This window comes from Actinomycetospora sp. NBRC 106375 (assembly GCF_030269665.1).
Classification (GTDB): domain Bacteria; phylum Actinomycetota; class Actinomycetes; order Mycobacteriales; family Pseudonocardiaceae; genus Actinomycetospora.
In genome coordinates, this window is sequence record NZ_BSTS01000002.1 from 250,030 (window position 1) to 269,454 (window position 19,425).

At 75.6% G+C, this 19,425-nt stretch carries 16 protein-coding genes; 3 read left to right on the forward strand and 13 right to left on the reverse strand.

Annotated features, from left to right (window positions below):
• Positions 1 to 136 precede the first annotated feature (136 nt).
• The 11 genes from QSK03_RS04700 to QSK03_RS04750 form a co-directional block, all read right to left on the reverse strand.
• The gene (locus tag QSK03_RS04700) at positions 137 to 1,663 is read right to left on the reverse strand and encodes a geranylgeranyl reductase family protein (RefSeq protein ID WP_285648800.1); all 1,527 of its coding nucleotides are present in this window, start codon (positions 1,661 to 1,663) and stop codon (positions 137 to 139) included.
• 101 nt (positions 1,664 to 1,764) lie between these two features.
• Positions 1,765 to 2,475, reverse strand: a complete 711-nt coding sequence (locus QSK03_RS04705) for a demethylmenaquinone methyltransferase (protein ID WP_285648801.1) — start codon at positions 2,473 to 2,475, stop codon at positions 1,765 to 1,767.
• Positions 2,472 to 3,074, reverse strand: a complete 603-nt coding sequence (locus QSK03_RS04710) for a DUF3592 domain-containing protein (protein ID WP_285648802.1) — start codon at positions 3,072 to 3,074, stop codon at positions 2,472 to 2,474. The genes QSK03_RS04705 and QSK03_RS04710 overlap by 4 nt, the downstream gene beginning before the upstream one ends.
• A 23-nt stretch (positions 3,075 to 3,097) precedes the next feature.
• Positions 3,098 to 3,511 carry a monovalent cation/H(+) antiporter subunit G gene (gene mnhG, locus QSK03_RS04715; RefSeq protein WP_285648804.1) on the reverse strand — a complete coding sequence of 138 codons (414 nt, stop codon included), beginning with the start codon at positions 3,509 to 3,511 and terminating at the stop codon, positions 3,098 to 3,100.
• Positions 3,508 to 3,792 (reverse strand): monovalent cation/H+ antiporter complex subunit F, encoded by a 285-nt coding sequence (locus tag QSK03_RS04720; protein WP_285648806.1) that lies wholly within the window; start codon positions 3,790 to 3,792, stop codon positions 3,508 to 3,510. Before QSK03_RS04720 ends, mnhG begins: the two co-directional genes overlap by 4 nt.
• Positions 3,789 to 4,361 (reverse strand): Na+/H+ antiporter subunit E, encoded by a 573-nt coding sequence (locus tag QSK03_RS04725; RefSeq protein ID WP_285648808.1) that lies wholly within the window; start codon positions 4,359 to 4,361, stop codon positions 3,789 to 3,791. Before QSK03_RS04725 ends, QSK03_RS04720 begins: the two co-directional genes overlap by 4 nt.
• Positions 4,358 to 6,172: a Na+/H+ antiporter subunit D gene (locus QSK03_RS04730; RefSeq protein WP_285648810.1), complete on the reverse strand. Its 1,815-nt coding sequence runs from the start codon at positions 6,170 to 6,172 to the stop codon at positions 4,358 to 4,360. Before QSK03_RS04730 ends, QSK03_RS04725 begins: the two co-directional genes overlap by 4 nt.
• Entirely contained in the window at positions 6,169 to 6,660 is a 492-nt protein-coding gene (locus QSK03_RS04735) for a Na(+)/H(+) antiporter subunit C (RefSeq protein WP_285648812.1), read from the reverse strand. The genes QSK03_RS04730 and QSK03_RS04735 overlap by 4 nt, the downstream gene beginning before the upstream one ends.
• Positions 6,657 to 9,509, reverse strand: a complete 2,853-nt coding sequence (locus QSK03_RS04740) for a Na+/H+ antiporter subunit A (protein WP_285648814.1) — start codon at positions 9,507 to 9,509, stop codon at positions 6,657 to 6,659. Before QSK03_RS04740 ends, QSK03_RS04735 begins: the two co-directional genes overlap by 4 nt.
• Positions 9,510 to 9,624: 115 nt before the next feature.
• Complete coding sequence (gene menD, locus QSK03_RS04745; protein WP_285648816.1) at positions 9,625 to 11,400, reverse strand: 2-succinyl-5-enolpyruvyl-6-hydroxy-3-cyclohexene-1-carboxylic-acid synthase; 1,776 nt, start codon at positions 11,398 to 11,400, stop codon at positions 9,625 to 9,627.
• A gap of 107 nt (positions 11,401 to 11,507) precedes the next feature.
• Positions 11,508 to 12,650 (reverse strand): DUF6777 domain-containing protein, encoded by a 1,143-nt coding sequence (locus QSK03_RS04750; protein ID WP_285648818.1) that lies wholly within the window; start codon positions 12,648 to 12,650, stop codon positions 11,508 to 11,510.
• A 444-nt stretch (positions 12,651 to 13,094) separates the two neighbouring features.
• On the opposite strand from QSK03_RS04750, the gene QSK03_RS04755 reads away from it, so the two are divergent.
• The 3 genes from QSK03_RS04755 to QSK03_RS04765 all read left to right on the forward strand — a co-directional run bounded on the left by QSK03_RS04755 (position 13,095) and on the right by QSK03_RS04765 (position 17,116).
• A complete protein-coding gene (locus QSK03_RS04755; RefSeq protein ID WP_285648820.1) occupies positions 13,095 to 14,507 on the forward strand; it encodes an efflux RND transporter periplasmic adaptor subunit in 1,413 nt (470 codons plus the stop codon).
• A 7-nt stretch (positions 14,508 to 14,514) separates the two neighbouring features.
• Positions 14,515 to 15,294, forward strand: coding sequence for an HlyD family secretion protein (locus QSK03_RS04760; RefSeq protein WP_285648822.1), 780 nt, complete (start codon positions 14,515 to 14,517; stop codon positions 15,292 to 15,294).
• Positions 15,295 to 15,382: 88 nt separating this feature from the next.
• On the forward strand, positions 15,383 to 17,116 hold the full coding sequence (locus QSK03_RS04765; protein WP_285648824.1) for a DHA2 family efflux MFS transporter permease subunit: 1,734 nt from the start codon (positions 15,383 to 15,385) through the stop codon (positions 17,114 to 17,116).
• A gap of 3 nt (positions 17,117 to 17,119) precedes the next feature.
• Here the strand turns inward: QSK03_RS04765 and QSK03_RS04770 are convergent, their stop codons facing one another.
• Positions 17,120 to 19,093, reverse strand: coding sequence for a sigma-70 family RNA polymerase sigma factor (locus tag QSK03_RS04770; RefSeq protein WP_285648825.1), 1,974 nt, complete (start codon positions 19,091 to 19,093; stop codon positions 17,120 to 17,122).
• Entirely contained in the window at positions 19,090 to 19,413 is a 324-nt protein-coding gene (locus tag QSK03_RS04775) for a YciI family protein (protein WP_285648826.1), read from the reverse strand. The genes QSK03_RS04770 and QSK03_RS04775 overlap by 4 nt, the downstream gene beginning before the upstream one ends.
• Positions 19,414 to 19,425 lie beyond the last annotated feature (12 nt).

The window sequence follows — 19,425 nt, forward strand, 5'->3', positions numbered from 1 at the left end:
CATCGGGAGTCACGTGGTGGGTGGCCCGGCCCACGCCGGGGGCCGTGCCGCGGATCACGCTCGACGGGCGAGGGCGACCCTAATGAGGACGTCCGCCCGGTGATCCGATGAGGGCGTCCTAACCTCGGCGGCCACGTCAGGCCGCCCGCGACACCTCCTTCGCGCGTCGACCCGTGCTCTCGGGCGGGGGTGCGTCCCGCAGCGGCGGCACCATCCGCAGGGCGAGCTCGAGCACGCGGTCGCCCGCGTCCCCGTCGCGGCCGTCGGTCAGACCGGCGAAGAGCTTGAGCGCGGCTCCCATGACCCGCCGCCGCGGCAGGCCGAGCCGCAGGGCGTGGTGCATGAACCGCGGGCGCCCCAGCGCGCCCGCCGCCCGGTTGCCGACGCGGTAGTAGCTGCCCAGCGCGTGGCGGACCGCGGCCGGGTACGCGGCCAGCGCGCGCTCGCGGCCGGGACCCTCGGGGCGGGCCATCGCCTGCACGACGCACTCGGCGGCGAGCGCCGCGGACTGCAGCGCGTACGCGATGCCCTCGCCGCTGAAGGGGTTGACCATGCCGCCGGCGTCGCCGACGAGCACGAGGCCGTCGCGGTAGAGCGGGGTGCGGCTCAGACCCATGGGCAGCGCGGCACCGCCGATCGGGCCGGTGGCGTTGTCCTCGGTCAGGCCCCACGCGGCGGGCAGGCCGTCGAGCCAGGAGCGCAGCATCGCCCGGTAGTCGCGCTTGTCGCTCTGCCGGGTCGCGAGGACGCCGAGCCCGACGTTGGCGGTGCCGTCGCCCATGCCGAACACCCAGCCGTAGCCGCCGTGCAGGTCGGCGCCGACGCCCGGGCGGTCGTGGAGCCCGAGGTGGGTCTCGAGGTAGGCGTCGTCGTGGCGCGGGCTCGTGTAGTACCGGCGGACCGCGACGCCGAGCGGGCGGTCGTCGCGCTTGGCGATGCCGAGGCTCAGCGCGGTGCGCGCGCCGACGCCGTCGCAGGCGACGACGAGGGGTGCGGTGAAGGTCGCGGGCGTGCGCTCCGGGCCGCGGCGCGCCTCGACGCCGGTGACCCGCCCGGTCCGCTCGTCGACCGTCGTGCCGGCGACCGAGACGCCCTCCTCGACGCGAGCCCCGGCGGCCCGGGCGTGGTCGGCGAGCATCTGGTCGAAGTCGCGGCGCGGGCGCACGAGGCCGTAGGCGGGGTAGGTCGCGAGCTCGGGCCAGTCGAGCTCGACGCTCGCGCCCCCGCCGACGACCCGCAGCCCGCGCTGGTGGCGCCAGCCGGCCTCCTCGCGCGTGTCGACGCCGAGGTCGACGAGCTGCTTGACCCCGCGCGGGGTGACGCCGTCGCCGCAGACCTTCTCGCGCGGGAACGTGGCCTTCTCCAGCACGAGGACGTCGAGGCCGGCGCGCGCCAGGTACGTGGCCACCGTGGAGCCCGCGGGACCGGCACCCACGACCACGACGTCGGCGTCGCTGTCGTCGGGGCTGCGGCGCGCTCCGGTGGTGGCGGACACGGCGACTGGCTCCCTTGTGAATTCGTTCACTAGCTCGGCACCCGGGAGTGTAGGGATCGTGTGTCGAGATCGCCCGCCGAGGGTGGTGTGGATCCGGTGTCGGGAGGCCGACGAACGCAGGCTCGCGGGTGTCCAGCGCGTTGCTCGGCGTGTCTCGTCACCGAGCATGTGGCGATCCTGGCGTGAGACGCCAGGAAAGCCGCATTGCTCGCACACCCCGTGTGCGCTGACACCACACCGTGTGCGCTGACACCATCCCGTGCGTCGGGTCAGGGGCGGGTGGCGGTGTGGAGGGCGACGATGCCGCCGGTGAGGTCGCGCCAGGCCACCGAGCGCCAGCCGGCGGCGGCGATCCGCTCGGCGAGGGCGGCCTGGTCAGGCCAGGCGCGGATCGACTCGGCGAGGTAGACGTACGCGTCGGGGTTGGAGCTCACCGCGCGGGCCACGCGGGGCAGCGCGCGCATGAGGTAGTCGGTGTAGACGCGGCGGAACGGCGCCCAGACCGGGCGGGAGAACTCGCAGACCGCGAGGGTGCCGCCGGGCTTCGTGACCCGGGCGAACTCCGCGAGCGCGGCATCCGGGTCGACGGTGTTGCGCAGCCCGAAGGAGATGACGACCGCGTCGACCGAGGCGTCGGGCAGCGGCAGGTCCAGGGCGTCGGCGGCGACCAACGGCAGCCCGGCCGTCGCGGCCCGCGAGCGCCCGGAGCGCAGCATCCCCAGCGAGAAGTCGGTGGCGAGGCAGCGGGCGCCGGTGCGCGCCAGCTCCACGGTGGAGACGCCGGTGCCGGCGGCGACGTCGAGGACGGTGTCGCCGGGCCCGACGGCGAGCGCCTCGCGCGTGGCACGGCGCCAGCGAACGTCCTGGGCGAACGACAGCACGGTGTTCGTGAGGTCGTAGCGCGCGGCGACGCCGTCGAACATCCGGGCGACGGCGCTCGGGTCGCGGTCGAGCTGCGCGCGGGAGCCCCCCGCGCTCACCGCGAGCCCGCCCCGGCCATCTCCGGCTCGCCGTCCTCGCGCTCGTCGGAGGACCCGGCGCCCGGCGGCACCGGGGACCCCTGCCAGCGTGCGCGGGCCTCGGCGTCGCGGCGGCGCCGGCGGGCGCGGGCAAGCAGCCAGGCAGACGGCGCGAGCACGGCCCACAGGACGACCAGCCCGAGCGCGACGGGCACGAGACCCTCGGACCAGGTGCGGCCGGCGACGCGGACGAGCTCGGGGTCGGTGCGGTCGTACTCGACGCGGACGAGCTGGCCCGGCTGGAGCCCGCGCGGGTAGAACACGCCCTTCTCCGGGGTGAGCACGGCGCCGTCGTCGGCGGTGAACCGGACGAAGGTGTGCGGGCGCGACCCGCCCTCGAGCACCTCGGCCACCGCCCGCCCCTCGTTCGCGTCGATGTGCGCGTCGTTGCGAGCGGCGGCGACGAGCACGAGCCCCAGCAGGACGGTGACCACCAGGCCCGCGACGACCACGATCTCGGGCGCGCGGCGCCCCGCCGGGCGGACGATCTCGCGGGCGGCGACGAGCACCGGCACGACCCGCTCCCGGGCCTGCCGCACCAGCTCGCGCAGCCACCTCATCGTCCCGAGTCTAGGGAGGCGGCTCATCCCGGCTCGCCGTCGGGCCCGGTCCGTGCGGTGTCCGGTCCGGGGTCGGCGACGTCCGGGCTGTCGTCGAGCTCGTCGACGTAGAGCAGGTCCCGCCGCACCCCGTCGCCGCGGTGGGCGAGCCGCCCGACGACGTGGGCGGTGACCGGCGCGGTCACGAGCTGGAACGCCCCGACCAGCACGAGCATCCACACGTCGACGCTCGTGCGCAGGTGCAGCGCGCCCCCGACGACGACGAGCAGCAGCCCGACGACCTGGGGCTTCGTGGCCGCGTGCATCCGGCTCAGCACGTCGGGCAACGAGAGCAGACCCACCGACGCGACGAGGGTCAGCAGCACCCCGAGCACGATCAGGACGGTGCCGACGGTGTCGAGCGCGATCTCGAGGCCGGTCTCGGCGGGCCCGGTCACCGGCCGGTCCCCCGCCGCACGAAGCGGGCCACGGTGGTGGAGCCCAGGAACCCGACCAGGCTGATCGCCACGACCACCGGCACGAGAGCGGAGTCGCCGGTGAGGGCCGCGTAGGCCACGAGCCCGCAGAGGAACTCGGCGACGAGCACGTCGAGGGCCACCAGGCGGTCGAGACCCGTCGGGCCCCGCAGCAGCCGGACCACGACGAGGACCGCCGACAGCCCGAGCAGCACGAGCGACACGACCAGCACCGCGTCGAGCAGGGAGAGCAGGGTGCTCACGTCACCTCCTCCTCGGCCACGGCACCGGCGGCCGGCGCCGCCGGCCTCCCGAGCGCCGCGACGATGTCGGCCTCGAGCCGGCGCACCTGCGCGCGGAACGCCGCGACGGCCTCCGCGTCGCCGGCGCCGAGCACGTGGGCGTAGACCGTGCGCTCCTCGGGCCGTGCCTCGATCACGACGCTGCCCGGCACGAGCGAGAGCGTCTCGACCACCATCGCCATGACGAACTCCGAGGACGACGCGAGACGGACCGCGACGACCGAGCTGCGGATCGGCGGCCCCGGCAGCACCGCCTGCAGCGCCTGCCACGCCACCTGCAGGCTCGACACCACGAGGTCGGCGGAGAAGCGCCCGACCGCACGGAGCGCGGCGAGCGGGTGCAGCCAGCCCCGGCCCGGCGCGGGCGGCAGCGGGAACGCGGCGAGGACGAGGAGCGCGACGGCGAGCCCGCCGAGCACGTTCGCCCACGAGAACGTGCCCCACAGCAGCACCCACACCAGCACGAGCCACACCACGGGGACCGCGCGGCGGAGCAGCCCCGCGGTGTCGGGCGGGGTCGGGCGGCTCACCGGGCGACCCGGTCGTCGACGGTCTGCGCGAAGACCGCCGAGATGTAGGGCGTGCGGCTGACGAGGTCGTCGGCGGCCTGGTCGGCGACCGCGTACAGCGGGCCCGCGACGACCGTGAGCGCCAGCCCGAGAGCCACCAGCGCGCCGGTGGCCCCGGCCATCACCACGGGCAGCCGCGACGACACCCGGTCGTTCGGGGTGCCGAGGAACCGGCCGGTGAGCACGGGCGCGCCGTCCGCCGGGGCCATCCGTGCCACCGGCCAGTCGACCTCGGCGCCGCTGTTGGCCCCTGCGTTCGCGATCGTGCGGGCGGTGCCCGGCGCGACACCGGTGAGGACCCCGCTGCGCGGCGCCGGGGCACCGGGCAGGCGTCCGGTGTCCTCGGCGGCGTCCTCCTCGTCCGCGTCCGCCGGCGACTCGTCGGCGTCGGGGTCGGCGTCGGGGTCCGCCGGCTCCGGCACCGGGATCTGGTCGGCCGGGCGCCAGAACGCCAGCACCCAGACCTTGGTGACCGCGTAGAGCGTCAGCAGGCTCGTGAGCACCGAGACCACCACGAGCACCCAGGCCAGCGCCGAGCCGTCGGCGACACCGGCCTGCACCAGGCCGAGCTTGCCGACGAAGCCCGACAAGGGCGGGATGCCGCCGAGGTTCATCGCGGGCACGAACCACAGGATCGCGAGCAGCGGTGACGCGCGGGCGAGACCGCCCAGCCTGCTGACCGACGTCGAGCCCCCGACGCCCTCGATCAGCCCGACGACGCAGAAGAGCGTGGCCTGCACGGTGATGTGGTGGACGACGTAGAAGACGGCGCCGGCCACGCCCATCGGTGTCGCGAGCGCGATCCCGAAGATCATGTAGCCGATGTGGCTGACGAGCGTGAACGACAGGACGCGCTTGATGTCGTACTGGGCGATGGCCCCGAGCGCACCGACGACCATCGTCAGCGCGGCCGCCACCAGCAGGATCGTGTGCGTGACCTCGGAGCCGGGGAACAGCAGCGTCTCGGTGCGGATGATCGAGTAGACGCCGACCTTGGTGAGCAGGCCGGCGAACACCGCGGTCACCGGCGCGGCGGCGGTCGGGTAGCTGTCGGGCAGCCATGCCGACAGCGGGAACACCGCGGCCTTGATGCCGAACGCCGTGAGCAGCACGAGGTGGATCGCGAGCGCGGTGCCCGGCGGCACCGCGGCCATGCGCACCGAGATCTGGGCCAGGTTCAGCGTGCCGACCGCGGCGTAGACGAGGGCGATGCCCACGAGGAAGACCAGCGAGGACACCACGTTGACGACGACGTAGGTGACGCCCGCGCGGACCCGCGAGCGGCTCCCGCCGAGGGTCAGCAGCACGTAGCTGGCCATCAGCAGGACCTCGAACCCGACGTAGAGGTTGAACAGGTCCCCGGACAGGAACGCGTTCGCGACGCCCGCGGCCAGGATCAGGTAGGTCGGGTGGAAGATCGTGATCGGGGTGGCCTCGTCGCGGTCGTAGACGCCCTGCCCGATCGCGTAGACCAGCACGGCGAGCGTCACCGTCATCGAGGTCAGCAGCATCAGCGCCGACAGCGGGTCGACCACGAGCGTGATGCCCAGCGGCACCGGCCACGACCCGACCGTCACCACGATCGGCCCCGACAGGGCGGCCGCCACGAGCAGCAGCGCCGCGATGACGACCACGATCGACAGCACGGCGACGCTCACCGCGCGCTGCAGCGTGGGGCGCCGCGAGAGCACGAGCGTCAGGCCCGCCCCCAGCAGCGGGAGGAGCGTCGGGAGCGGGATGAGGGTCGCGAGCAGGCTGGAGCCGGGGTTCACCGCGGACCCTCCCCGCGTCCGGCGGCCGCGTGCGCCGGGTCGGGCAGCGACTCGGTGTCGTCCGGGTCGGTGTCGGAGGTGCTCTCGCACCCGGCGGTGTCGAGCTCCTCCTCGTCCTCCTGCTCGCCGCGGGCCAGGCGGCGCCGCACCGAGCGGTCCTCGACGTCCTCGGTGAGGTCGTCCTCGCGCTCGAGGGTCCACGCGCGGTGGATCAGCGCGAGCAGGAACGCGGTCACCCCGAGCGTGATGACGATGGCGGTGAGCACCAGTGCCTGGACCAGGGCGTCGCTCATCGCGGCGTCGGGGGCGCGGCCGACCAGCGGCGCCTCGCCCGCGCGGCCGCCCGCGACGACGACGAGCACGTTCGTGGCGTTGCCGAGCACCAGGATGCCGAGCAGCACGCGCGTGAGGCTGCGCTCGAGGATGAGGTAGACGCCGGCGGTGTAGAGCACGCCGACCAGGGCCAGCAGGACGATCGGCGAGGTCACGAGGGCGCCTCCTCGCGTCGGAGGGTGGCCGTGCGGCGCCGGTCGAGCTCGGCGCCGAGGCTGCGCAGGATGTCGAGCACGAGCCCGATGACGATGAGGTAGACGCCCACGTCGAAGATCAGCGACGTCACGAACTTGACGTGGCCCAGCACGGGGATGTCGGCCTCCAGGACGGCGGTCTGCAGGACCTCGCCCCCGAGCAGCAGCGCCCCGAGGCCCGTGCCGCCCGCGCAGAGCAGCCCGATCCCGAGCAGCACGCCGGCGTCGACGGGGACGGCCTCGCCGAGCTCGTAGCGCCCGCCCGCGACGTAGCGCACGACGAGCGCGAGGCCCGCGACGAGACCGCCGGCGAACCCGCCGCCCGGCGCGTTGTGGCCGGCGAACAGGAAGTACAGCGAGACCACCATCATCGTCGGGAAGACCAATCGGGTGATCACCTCGAGGAGCAGCACGCGGTCGCCGTCGCCGCGGCGGGCCGAGCGCAGCCATCCGCCCGCCCGCGTCGACGGGGTGACCGCGGGCTGCCCCTCCGCCCGGGGCGGGGCGCCCGAGCGGCGGTGCAGGAACACCAGGCTCGCGACGCCGGTCGCGGCGGCGACGATCACCGAGAGCTCGCCCATGGTGTCCCAGGCGCGGATGTCGACCAGGGTCACGTTGACGACGTTCGCCCCGGCGCCGAAGTCGTAGGCCTGCGTCGGGTAGGCCGCCGACACCGGCGGGACGCGGCGCGCGGCGAGCGCGACCGCGCCGAGGCCGGTCATGAGCAGCCCGACGGGCACGGCGACCAGCAGGCGCCGCACCCGCTGGCGCGGGGTGTTCCGGTCGGCGATGTCGCGCGGCAGCGTGCGCAGCACGAGCACGACGACCACCAGCGTGGCCGTCTCGACCAGGGCCTGGGTCAGCGCGACGTCGGGCGCCCCGGCGAGCGCGAAGAACAGCGCCGTCGCGTAGCCGAGCCCGCCGACGACGAGCACGGCGCCGAGACGGCGGCGCACGCGCGTGGCCGTGATCGCGCACGCGGCGCCGATCACGGCCGCGAGGAGCTGGAACGGGGAGTCGACGAGGCGGTCGACGCGGACCTCGCCGAGGTCCGCGGACAGCAGCAGCGCGAGCCCGGGACCGAGCACGAGCACCGCGAAGACCGTCGTGAGGATCCCGGGCAGCGACCCGCGCTGGGTGACCGCCGTGACCCGCAGCGACGTGTTCTCCAGGGCGTGCACCACCCCGCGCCAGGTGATCTCCGCGCGGACGCCGGCCAGCGGGTGGCGGGCGGTGAGGCGCGCGCTGACCGCGGGCAGGCCGGCGACGAACCCGAGCACCAGCGCGACCACCGAGAGCCCGAGCGCGACGCCGACCGACGGCACCACGGCCAGCTCCAGCAGCGCCGGGTAGCTGACGGGCAACGTGTCGGCGTAGGCGGTGAGCAGCGGCGCCAGCCCGGCGACGCCCACGCCGGCGACGAGGCCCGCGACCCCGAGCACCACCGGCGCCGCCGGGAACAGGGGGCCGGGCTCGGACCACGTCACCGCGTCCACCCCGGGCTTGCGCCAGAACGCCCCCCACACGAACCGCGTGCTGTAGGCGACGGTGAGCACCGAGCCCAGGACGACCAGGACCAGCAGCGGGACGGCCCAGTCGCCGTAGGCGTCGTGCAGGAACGCCTCGAAGGCGCCCTCCTTGGTGACGAAGCCGAGCAGCGGCGGTGCGCCGGCCATCGAGGCGGCGCCGAGGATCCCCGCCGTCGCGAGCACGGGCGCGCGCCGCCCGAGACCCGACAGCTCGCGCAGGTCGCGGGTGCCCGCGCGACGGTCGATCACCCCGACGACGAGGAACAGGCACGCCTTGAACATCGCGTGGGCGACCACGAGCCCGATCGCGGCGAGCGCCGCGTCGCGGGTGCCCGCCCCCGCCAGCAGCACCATGAAGCCGAGCTGGGAGACCGTGCCGTACGCGAGCACCAGCTTGAGGTCGTGCTGGCGCAGCGCCTGGAGGCCGCCGAGCAGCAGGGTCGCGATCGCGAGGACGGCGATCAGCGGGCGCCAGGGCGGGACGTCGGCGAGCCCGGGCGCGAGGCGCAGCACGAGGTAGACGCCGGCCTTCACCATCGCCGCGGCGTGCAGGTAGGCGCTGACGGGGGTCGGCGCGGCCATGGCCGAGGGCAGCCAGAAGTGGAACGGGACCAGGGCCGACTTGGTGATCGCGCCGACCAGCACGCACACGACACCCGCGGTCAGCGCGGCCGGGGTGGCCGCGGGGCCGGCGTAGTACGCGACGAGCTCCGAGAGGCGCGTGGTGCCCGCGCCCCCGGCGAGGACCACGAGCCCGACCAGCATCGTCAGCCCGCCGGCCGCGGTGACGACGAGGGCCTGCACCGCGGCCGCCCGGCCGGCCCGCTTGTGGGCGTCGTGGCCCACGAGCAGGAACGAGAAGACGGTCGTCAGCTCCCAACAGACGTAGAGCACGAAGACGTCGTCGGACCAGACCAGCGCGAGCATCGCCCCGGCGAAGCCGGTGAGGACGCCCGCGAACCGCCCGAGACCGCGGGCGCCGGGCGAGAAGTAGCGCGCGCAGTAGACGAGCACCAGCGCCCCGACGCCGGTGACCAGCAGCGACACGGTCGCGGCGAGCGCGTCGAGACGGAACGCGATGGCGATGTCGAGCGCCGGGATCCAGGGGACGCTCTGCTCGGGGACGTCGCCGGCGAGGACCCCGGGGAGCTCGGCGAGGATCCACGCGAACGCCGCGGCGGGCACGAGCGCCAGCACGAGGAAGGCGCGGCGGTCGAGCGCCCGGACGAGTGCGGGGGCGAGCAGCGCGGCCACCGCGTGCGCCACCACCAGCACCAGCACGCCCGCCTGCGCTCCTGTCGTCGTCCCGCTGTCGTTCGGGGGTTCGTGGGGGCGGAGCCCCCGCGGGTCATCATCCCGGATCCCCCGTGGTGGTCGCGTGCGGTGACCGCACAGGTCACTCGCCGGGGCCGTCGGCGGCCACCGCGGCCCGCACCGCGGCGGCGGTGTCCTCCCCCGCGGTCCGCCGCCGGGCGCGGTCGACCGCGACCTCGACCACTCGCGTTCCCGGCCGCCCCGTCGGCGCGAGCGCCGCGGGCAGGTCGGCGGGCTCCGCGCGCCGGTGCGGGACGTGGTGGGCCGCGCACAGGGCGGCCAGGTCCGTGCCGTGGGGCGTGCCGAACACGCGCTCGAAGGCGGCGCTGTAGCGGGGCGCGCCCTGCTCGAGGGTGGTGAAGATGCCGCCGCCGTCGTCGTTCGCGACCACGACGGTCAGCTCGCCGCGGGGCTCGTCCGGCCCGACGAGCAGCCCGTTGGTGTCGTGCAGGAACGTCAGGTCCCCGAGCAGCGCGTACGTCGGCCCCCGATGGGCGAGCGCCACCCCGACCGCCAGCGACACGGCGCCGTCGATGCCCGAGACGCCGCGGGCCGAGTGCACGGTGAGGTCCGCGCGCGGGGTCGCCGCGAGCGCGACGTCGCGGATCGGGGCGGACGCGCCGACCACGAGGTGCGCCCCGGGCGGCAGCGCGGCCACGGTCGCGGCCGCCAGCGCGGGTCCGTCGACGGCGCCGTCCGCGCTCCCCGCCGTCCGCCGCCCCGCGTCGCCGACGAGCGCCGCGGCGGCCCGGTCGTCGGCGTCGGCCCACGCCCGGGCGAACGCGGCGTCGGGCTTCCAGTCGTCCGGGTCCGGCAGCGCGCCGACCGCGGAGACCGCACCGGCCACGTCGGTCCACCCGGGGCGCGGGCGCCCGCCCGTGGGCGCGACCGCGGGTACCGCGTGGACCTCGACGCCCGGATCGGCGAGCAGGCGGGAGACCGCGCGGTGCAGCGTCGGGCGGCCGAGCACGACGACCTGCTCGGGCCGCAGGTCGTCGCGGACCCCGTCGAGCGCGGCGGGCAGCACCCAGGTCCCGGCGTGCAGCGCCCGGCCGCCGCACGGGTCCGACCACAGCGGCGACGTGGGCTCGGCGAGCACCGGCACGCCGTCGGGCAACCGGGTCCCCGCGGGCACCGCGGCGCCGCCGTAGCCGGCGACGACGAGCGTGCGCACCCCCGCCCGCAGCGCCAGCGGCGCGAGTGCCGAGGACGGCGGGGCCGCGACCGTCCGGGTCCACGCCGCGCCGTCGGGACGCCCGGCGAGCGTGGGGTCGGGCTCGCCGGGGGCCTGGTCCACGGAGTCGGCCGGGTCGAGCAGCGGCTCGCGCAGCGGCACGTTCAGCTGCACCGGACCCGGGTCGCCGCCGCTGACGCCGCCGGCACGGTCGAGGGCGCGGGTCACCACGGCCCGCCAGGTGCGTGCCGCCCCGGGCCGGTCCTCGGCCAGCGGCATCACCATCGACGCGCGCGCCGCCTCGCCGTAGAGGCCGACCTGGTCGACGGTCTGGTTGGCGCCGCTGCCCACGAGGTCGACGGGCCGGTCGGCGCTCACCACGAGCAGCCCCACCCCGGCGCGGGAGGCCTCGAGCACCGCGGGGTGCAGGTTCGCCACGGCCGTCCCGGAGGTGACCACGACGGGCACCACCCGCCCGGACACCGTGCCGAGGCCCAGCGCGAGGAAGCCCGCGCCGCGCTCGTCGATGCGCACGTGCAGGCGCAGGCGGCCGTCACGGTCGGCGGCGTCGAGGGCGACGAGCAGGGGCGCGTTGCGCGACCCGGGGCACGCGACGGCGTCGGTCACCCCGGCCCGCACCCACTCGTCGACGACGACGTGGGCCTGCGCCGTCGAGGGAATCACGCATCCCGAGGGTAGAGACGCGACGGCCCGCGCACCCGCCGGCCGACGCCGGACGGGCGATCCGGGCCCCCATCGCGACGCATCTCACGCACCGGAGAACCCGCCGCTCACGTGCCGGGCAGCGCGTCGGTCGTGGTGGTCGTCGTGGTCGGGGTCGTCGTGGTGGTCGTGGTGGTCGTCGTCGTGGTGGTCGTACTGCTGGTGGTGGAGGACGTCGGTCCCGCGCTCGGCTCGCAGGTCGGGGGCTCGGTGGCGGCCCCGCCCTGCGTGTCCGCCGGGGCCGTACGCGCCCCGCCCGCGTCGGCCCCGCCGCCGGGGACGAGCCCGCCGCTGACCGGACCGCCCCCGGTGACCAGGCACTCCCGGGTGCCCGGACCGGAGTCTCCCGGGGCGCCGTTGCCCGGCAGGTCCGCCGGCCCGGGCTCCCGGTAGCCCGGCGGGACACTCGTGGTCGTCGTCGTGGTCGAGGTCGTCGTGCCGCTCGACGGGTCCCCCGCGGGGTCGCTCGAGCTCCCCTCGTCGTCCGGCGGACCGGAGACCTGGCCGTACCACCAGGGCGGCGGGGTGACGACGTAGGTGTTGTTCGTGACCACGTTGACGATCGTGAAGTTGTTGATGATCACCGGCGCCGGTTGGACGACCACGACGTCGACGTGCACGAAGGTCGGCCACGGCGTGCCCTCGTAGTGCCACGAGAGGCGGTGCGGGGCCGCGGCGAGCGGGTTGCCGCAGTAGCACTTGACCCGCGGGGAGCCGTAGCCGTCGACCAGCACGGCGGTGCCGCTCTGGAGGATCGCGGTGCGGCTGGTGAGCTCTCCGTCCGCGTAGCCGTAGTTCGTCACCGCCGTGTCGGCCCGCAGGACCACGGGGCTGAGGTGCCGCAGGAAGTCGACGGTCTCCTCCGCGGCGATCCCCTGGGCCTCGGCCCACGCCGCGTTGAGGTCGGGGTGCCCCTCGAGGAAGCCCGCCATCGCGTCGCGGTCGCACGTGTTGCTGCCGGTGCCGCCGAACAGGCCCGGGGTGGCCCCTGAGTGCGACCCGGCCGCTCCGGAGGGCGGCGTGACGCCGGAGGCGTCGGTCCCGCCGGGCTCCGGGAGGAACGGGTTCTCCTGCGGGGTGTTGACCGGCTCGAGCGACGTCTCGTCCGCGGCGGCGGTCCCCGAGGTCAGCATGACGACGGCCGACCCCGTGACCACGAGGGCGATGGCCGCGACGATCGCCCCGGTGGTGATCAGCCATCGCCGCGACACCGTGACGGTCGCCGGAGTAGGGGGCCGCGGCGGCGGCGCAGGCTCCATCATCGGTCGTCGAACCCCCCTGGTCGGGAGTCGGAGCGGCCGCACCGCACCGCGGTGTCGCCCGCCTCCGACGTCATCCCCGACCTCGACACCGACTGTGACACAGGTCGCACGTTCGCCCGAAGCTTGTTCAGCCGTTCAGCGCAACACACAGCGACGAAGAGTGGCCGAAAGCCCGACAGAGGCGTGGCCCGGCATTCACGCGCGGCGGGGCGGAGGACAGGGAGCTTCGTCCGGAATCGCCCCGATCGTCACGCTTCGCAGCAACCCGCGCTGCGCCGCGCGCCGACCCCCCGCTGACCGATCACCCGTCCGTGTCATGCTCCCCGCGTCGCACGCTCCACCGCGACGGTGTGTCACCAAATACTTGTATGTACCAACCAGCGGGGAGGCCTGGTGACGGTCAGCACCACCCGACTCGGCCTGTGGGCGGCCACGGCCGTCTCGGCGGTCGCCGCGAGCGCCGTGCTCGCCGGCTGCGGCTCGTCGACGACGTCGGCCCCGCGCACGGTGCCGGTCGAGCGCGCCTCGGTGAGCACGTCGGTCTCGGCCGTCGGTTCCGTGTCGTCGGGGCAGCGGGGCGTCGGCTTCGCCCAGGGCGGGGAGCTGACCTCCGTGCGGGTGGCCGTCGGCGACCGCGTCACCCGCGGCCAGGTCCTGGCCACCGTGGACGACTACGCCGCCCGGCAGGCGCTGCGGCAGGCGCAGGCGCAGCTCGACGGGCAGGAGGCGAGCCTCGAGCAGGCCGAGGACTCGACGTCCGTCGAGGGCGCGCGGGCCGCGCTGGACCAGGCGAACCGCATCCTCGACGCGACCGAGCGCGCGGCGTCCTCCGGGGGCGGGGCGGCGGCGGGTGGCGCGGGTGCGTCCGGCGCCTCGGGTGCGTCCGGCGCCTCGGGTGGCTCGGGTGCCTCCGCCGCTTCGGGTGCCTCCGGCGCCTCGGGCTCCTCCGGCGGCGGGAGCTCCGCCGCCGGCGACCTCCAGGTCGAGCAGGCCCGCCAGGGCGTCGTCAGCGCGCAGAACAATCTCAACGCCGCCGAGGCGCAGCGCCCGCACGCTCTCGACGGCGCGGAGGCCGCGGTCGACGGCGCCCGGGCAGCGGTGAACACGGCTCGCCGGAACGTCGAGAACACCACGCTCGAGGCGCCCGCCGACGGCGTCGTCACCGCCCTCAACGGGGCGGTCGGCGAGTACGTCGGCCCGAGCTCCGGGACCACGGCCCAGGCCCCGGGCAGCGACGCCGCCATCCCGGGAGCGCCCGCCGCGAGCAGCGCCGGGAGCGCCGCGGGGGGCGCGGGGGCCGCGGGCGCCGCGGCCGGGGCGAGCCCGACCCGCCCCGGCGGCGCCCAGTTCATCGTGCTCGACGACCCGGCCACCCTCCAGGTGGTCGTGCCCTTCCAGGAGGAGGACGCCGCCGCCATCACCCCGGGGCAGCACGTCGACGTCAGCGTCGACGCGATCCCGGACGTCCCGCTCACGGGCACGGTCCAGGCGGTCGCGCCGTCGGGGGCGGCGATCTCCAACGTCGTCAACTACTACGTCACGGTCGCCCTGACCACGCCCGATCCCCGCCTGCGGGAGGGCCAGACCGCGCGGGCCTCGGTCGTCACCGGTCGGGTCGACGGCTCGCTCACGGTCCCGAACAGCGCGGTGCGCCGCCAGGGCAGCGCGACCTCGGTGACCGTCGTGGCCCCGGACGGCCACCAGCAGCCGACCCGCTTCCAGGCCGGTCTCGTCGGCGCCGACCGGACCCAGGTCCTCGGCGGGCTGTCACCGAACCAGCAGGTCCTCGTCACCGGAGGCAGGTGAGCACCCCATGACCGAGCAGCCCGGGCAGACCGAGCACGACGACCCCACCACCGGACCGGTCGCGACGGCCCAGGCCCCGACCACCGACGGCGACGGCGAGGCCGCTCCGCCGAGCGGGCGCCGGCCGTTGAAGCGCTCCACCCGCATCGCGCTGATCGTCATCGCGGCCGTCGCGGTGCTCGCCGCGATCGCGTTCCTGGTGAACTACCTCGTGGTCTCGAGCCGCATCGTGTCCACCGACAACGCCCAGATCGACGGCACCCAGATCCCGATCGTCGCGCCGGCCAGCGGGACGCTGGTGGACTGGTCGGCGACGCAGGGGACCGTGCTGCGCCGCGACGAGGCCGTGGGACGGGTCCAGCTGCAGGGCGCCTTCGTGCAGCCCCAGCTGACGATCCGCGCCCCCGCCGCCGGCACGGTCGCCACCGACGACACGACCGAGGGCGCCTTCGTCACGGCGGGCACGCAGCTCGCGGTCGCCTACGACCTGTCCGACCTCACCGTCACCGCGCGCGTCGACGAGACCGACATCGACGCCGTGCGCGTGGGCGCACCCGTCGACATCACCGTGGACGCCTACCCGGGCGTCGACCTGACGGGGTCGGTCCGCGAGATCCAGGGCGGCGCCGCCGGGGTCTTCTCCCCGCTCCCGCAGTCCAACAGCTCCGGGAACTTCCAGAAGGTCACCCAGGTGATCCCCGTGAAGATCACGATCGATGATCCCCGCGGTCTCGACCTCATCCCCGGCATGAATGTCACGGCCGACATCCACAAGGACGACCGGTGACCGGAATGCGAGAGAAGGGACCGTTCGTGACTCTTTCTCCGGAAATGGAGAACGAGCCCCGACGGCCCTCCACTGCGACACTCTAGAAATGTCGACCGAGACGCCGGCCCAGACGTCGGTGGAGCCCCGCGACGCGACCGCGGATCCGCCGACGGCGGTCGCCGCACCGGCCCGGCCGGCACCGGCGGCACCGGCGGCACCGCCGGCACCGCCGGAGCCCCCGAGCACCCCGGCGCCGGCCCCGCCGTCGGCACCGGCCGCGCCGCCCACCCCGGCGTCGTCCGGGCCGTGGGTGGTGTCGCTGATCGTCCTGGTCGTCGGCATGTTCATGTCGGTGCTCGACGTCAGCATCGTCAACGTCGCCATCCCGGCCATGCAGAAGGACTTCGGGGCGACCACCGAGGACATCCAGTGGGTCGCGACGTCCTACTCCCTGGCGCTGGGCGTGATCGTCCCGGCCAGCGCGTGGCTCGGCGAGAAGATCGGCCTCAACCGCGCCTACATCCTGTCGCTGATCGGCTTCGCCGCCGGGTCAGCGCTGTGCGGGCTCGCGTGGGATCTCAACAGCATGATCGCCTTCCGGATCCTGCAGGCGATCCCCGGGGGCGTCATCCCGGTCGTGGCGCTCTCGATGGTCTACCGGATCGTGCCGCGGGAGCGGATCGGCGCGGCGATGGGGATGTACGGGCTCGGCATCATCGTCGCCCCCGCCGTCGGCCCGACCCTCGGCGGCTACCTCGTGGAGTACGTCGACTGGCGGCTGATCTTCTTCATCAACGTCCCGATCGGCATCATCGGCGCCATCGCGGCGGTCGCGCTCCTGCCCGCCTTCACGGGCGGGCTCGCCAAGCGGTTCGACCTGCCCGGCTTCCTCGCCATCGCCGCCGGCCTGTTCTCACTGCTGCTCGCGCTCTCGGAGGGCGAGTCGTGGGGGTGGACCGGCTACCGGGTGCTGATCCTGTTGACCTTCGGGACGCTGTGCCTGGCCCTGTTCGTGGTCATCGAGCTCGAGGTCGACCACCCGCTGCTCGACGTCCGCGTCTTCCGCTTCTGGCCGTTCACCAATTCGCTGATCCTCATCGCGATCATCTCGATCGGCCTGTTCGGGGTGCTCTTCTACATCCCGGTCTACCTGCAGCAGTTCCAGGGGATGGGGGCGTTCGACTCCGGCATCCTGCTGCTGCCGCAGGCGGCGGTCATGGCGGTGATGATGCCGCTGGCCGGGCGGATCTACGACCGGTTCGGCGCCAAGTGGCCCGCGGTCATCGGCCTGTCGGTGATGGCCATCGGCACCTACCTGCTGCACGACATCACGGTGGAGACCTCGCACACCCACCTGCAGTGGATCCTCGCCTTCCGCGCCGGCGGCATCGGGCTGGCGATGATGCCGATCATGACCAACGGCCTGTCCGCCGTCCCGCCCGCGAACACCAGCGGCGCGAGCGCGTTCAACAACCTCGTCCAGCGGACGTCGTCGGCGATGGGCCTGGCCGCCATGACCGCCCTGATGACCGCCCAGCAGGCCCAGGGCTCGAGCGACATGGGCGGGATGATGGGCGCCCAGGAGTCGGCGGCGAGCTCGGGGGCCGCCGCCGGCGCGGCCGGCTCCGGCGGCGCGGGGGGCGCGGGGAGCGGCGCCACGAGCGCGATCCTCCAGCAGTACTCGCTGGACCAGGCCGCCACCGGGCAGGTGTTCACCAATGCCTTCGACGACCTCATGCTGGTCACGACCGTCCTCAGCGCCGTCGCGGTCGGCTTCGCCCTCCTGCTGAAGAGCAAGAAGCCCGCCGCCGGCGGCGAGAAGGTCGTGGCGGAGGCCTGACGGTCAGGCGCGGGCCCGCAGCCGGCGCAGCGTCGCCTCCCGGCCGGTGGCGCGGGTGAACAGGTACTCGGCGCGCTCGTAGGACAGCCGCGTGCGGCCGGTGTCGGGGCAGCGGTCGGCGGACGCCGGGGTGCGCGCGGGACCGGGCCGCCGGTCGGTGAGGAAGACCGGGCCGCGCGTCCGACCGTCCAGCAGCTCGTCGAGCAGGCGGGCGGTGCGCGACCGCCAGGTCACCGCGCCGTCGTGGGTGCGGCGGTCGTCGCGGTCGAGGTCGGTGACGTCGAGGGCGAGCACGGCGCGGACCGGCGCCCGGGACTCGTGCAGCAGCGACCACAGGGCCCGCTCGCGCACCGGCACGGCGGGGTCCGCGCACAGGGCGGCGACGCGGTCGGGGGCGACGGGGGCCGCGGGCGGCGCGTCGGCCGCGCGGCGGGCCAGGCCGTCGGCGAGCTCGGGCCGCCCGGACCACGCGGCGAACGAGCGGACCGCGGCGCGGTGCCGGTTCCACGTCGTCGCGGCGGCCCCGTCCCACGAGGTGTGGACCACGCGGGCGACGTCGTCGGCGTCCACCGCCGCCGGCGGCGTCGTCGCGCCGAGGTCGCGCACCAGCCGGCCCAGCGTCTGCGCGTAGGCGCGCCGGGCCGGCGCGGCGAGCCCGGCGAGGAAGCCGTCGACGAGGTCCCCGAGCGTCGGTCCCGTCGTCGGGGCCGCGGGCGCGGCGACGTCGGCCGCCCGCGCGTCGAGGAACGCGCGCTCGGCGTCGTTGTGCGTCAGGGCCGCCGCGCGGGCGTACTCCCGGCGCGCCTCCTCGCCCCGGCCGAGCCGGCGCAGGAGATCGGCGCGGACCCCGGGCAGCAGGTGGTAGTCGCGCAGGCGGGGGTCGTCGCGCAGGGCGTCGACGAGGGCGAGCCCGTCGGCGGGTCCACGGGCGCGGGCGACGGCGACGGCGCGGTTCAGCGCGACGACCGGGGTGGGCAGGACGGACGCGAGCCGGTCGTACAGCGCGGCGATCGCCGCCCAGTCGGTGTCCTCGGGGCGGCGGGCCTGGGCGTGGCAGACGGCGATGGCGGCCTGCAGGACGTACGGGCCGGGCGCGCCCCCGAGGTCGCGGGCCCGCAGCATCGCCGTGAACCCCCGGCGCACGTGGACCGGGTCCCACCGGCCGCGGTCCTGCTCGTGCAGCGGGATCGGCGAGCCGTCCGGGGCGGTGCGCGCCGCCGTGCGCGAGGCCTGCAGCTCCATGAGCGCGACCAGGCCGTGCACCTCGGGCTCCGACGGCGCGAGGGCCGCGAGCCGGTGCCCGAGGCGCAGGGCCTGCCCGCAGAGGTCCGCGCGCACCAGCTCCCGGCCCCAGGTGGCCGCGTAGCCCTCGTTGAACACGAGGTACACGACCTCGAGCACCGACCGCAGGCGCGCGGCCAGCTCCTCGCGGCCGGGCATCGCGAGCTCGGCGCCCGCCGCGGCGAGGGCCCGCTTCGCGTCGGCGATGCGGCGGCTGACCGTCGTCTCGTCGACGAGGAAGGCGCGCGCGATCTCGGCGGCGGACAGACCGCCGAGCAGGCGCAGGGTCAGGGCCAGCCGTCCCTCGGTGGGCAGCACCGGGTGGCACGACAGGAACATGAGCCGCAGGACGTCGGCGTCCTCGTCCGGAGCGTCGGCGTCGTCCGGCACCTCGGCCGTCCCGGGTGCCTCGGACGCGGCCCGCTCGTGCGCCCGCTCCGCGCGCTGCGCGCGCCGCAGGTGGTCGACCGCGCGGCGCTTGGCGACGGCGGTGAGCCACGCGCCGGGGTTGTCCGGCACGCCCTCGGCGGGCCACTGCTCGAGCGCCGCGACGAGGGCGTCCTGGGCGAGCTCCTCGGCCAGCCCGACGTCGTGGACCATGCGCGTGAGGGCGGCGACGACGCGGGCGGCCTCGAGCTTCCAGACCGCGTCGACGCGGGCGCGCGGCTCCTCGCCGCCCCCACGCGCGGACGTCACGGGCCCATCACCCGCCGCAGCACGCTGTCGCCGTCACCGACGATGCGGCGGAACCGGCGGGAGACCTCGAGCGCCTCCTCGTGCGAGGACACCTCGACCAGCGCGAAGCCGAGGATCGCCTCCTTGGCCTCCACGAACGGCCCGTCGGTCACGGTGATCTCGTCGCCGTGCGAGGTCACGGTCGTGCCGCCGGGCTCCAGGCCCCCGGTGGCGATGAGGATGCCGGCGGCGGTCATCTCCTCGATGAACGCGCCCATCTCGGCGAAGAGGGCCTCGTCGGGCCGGCGGCTGTTCTCCCCGGTGGTCATCAGGTAGCGCATCTCGAACTCCTC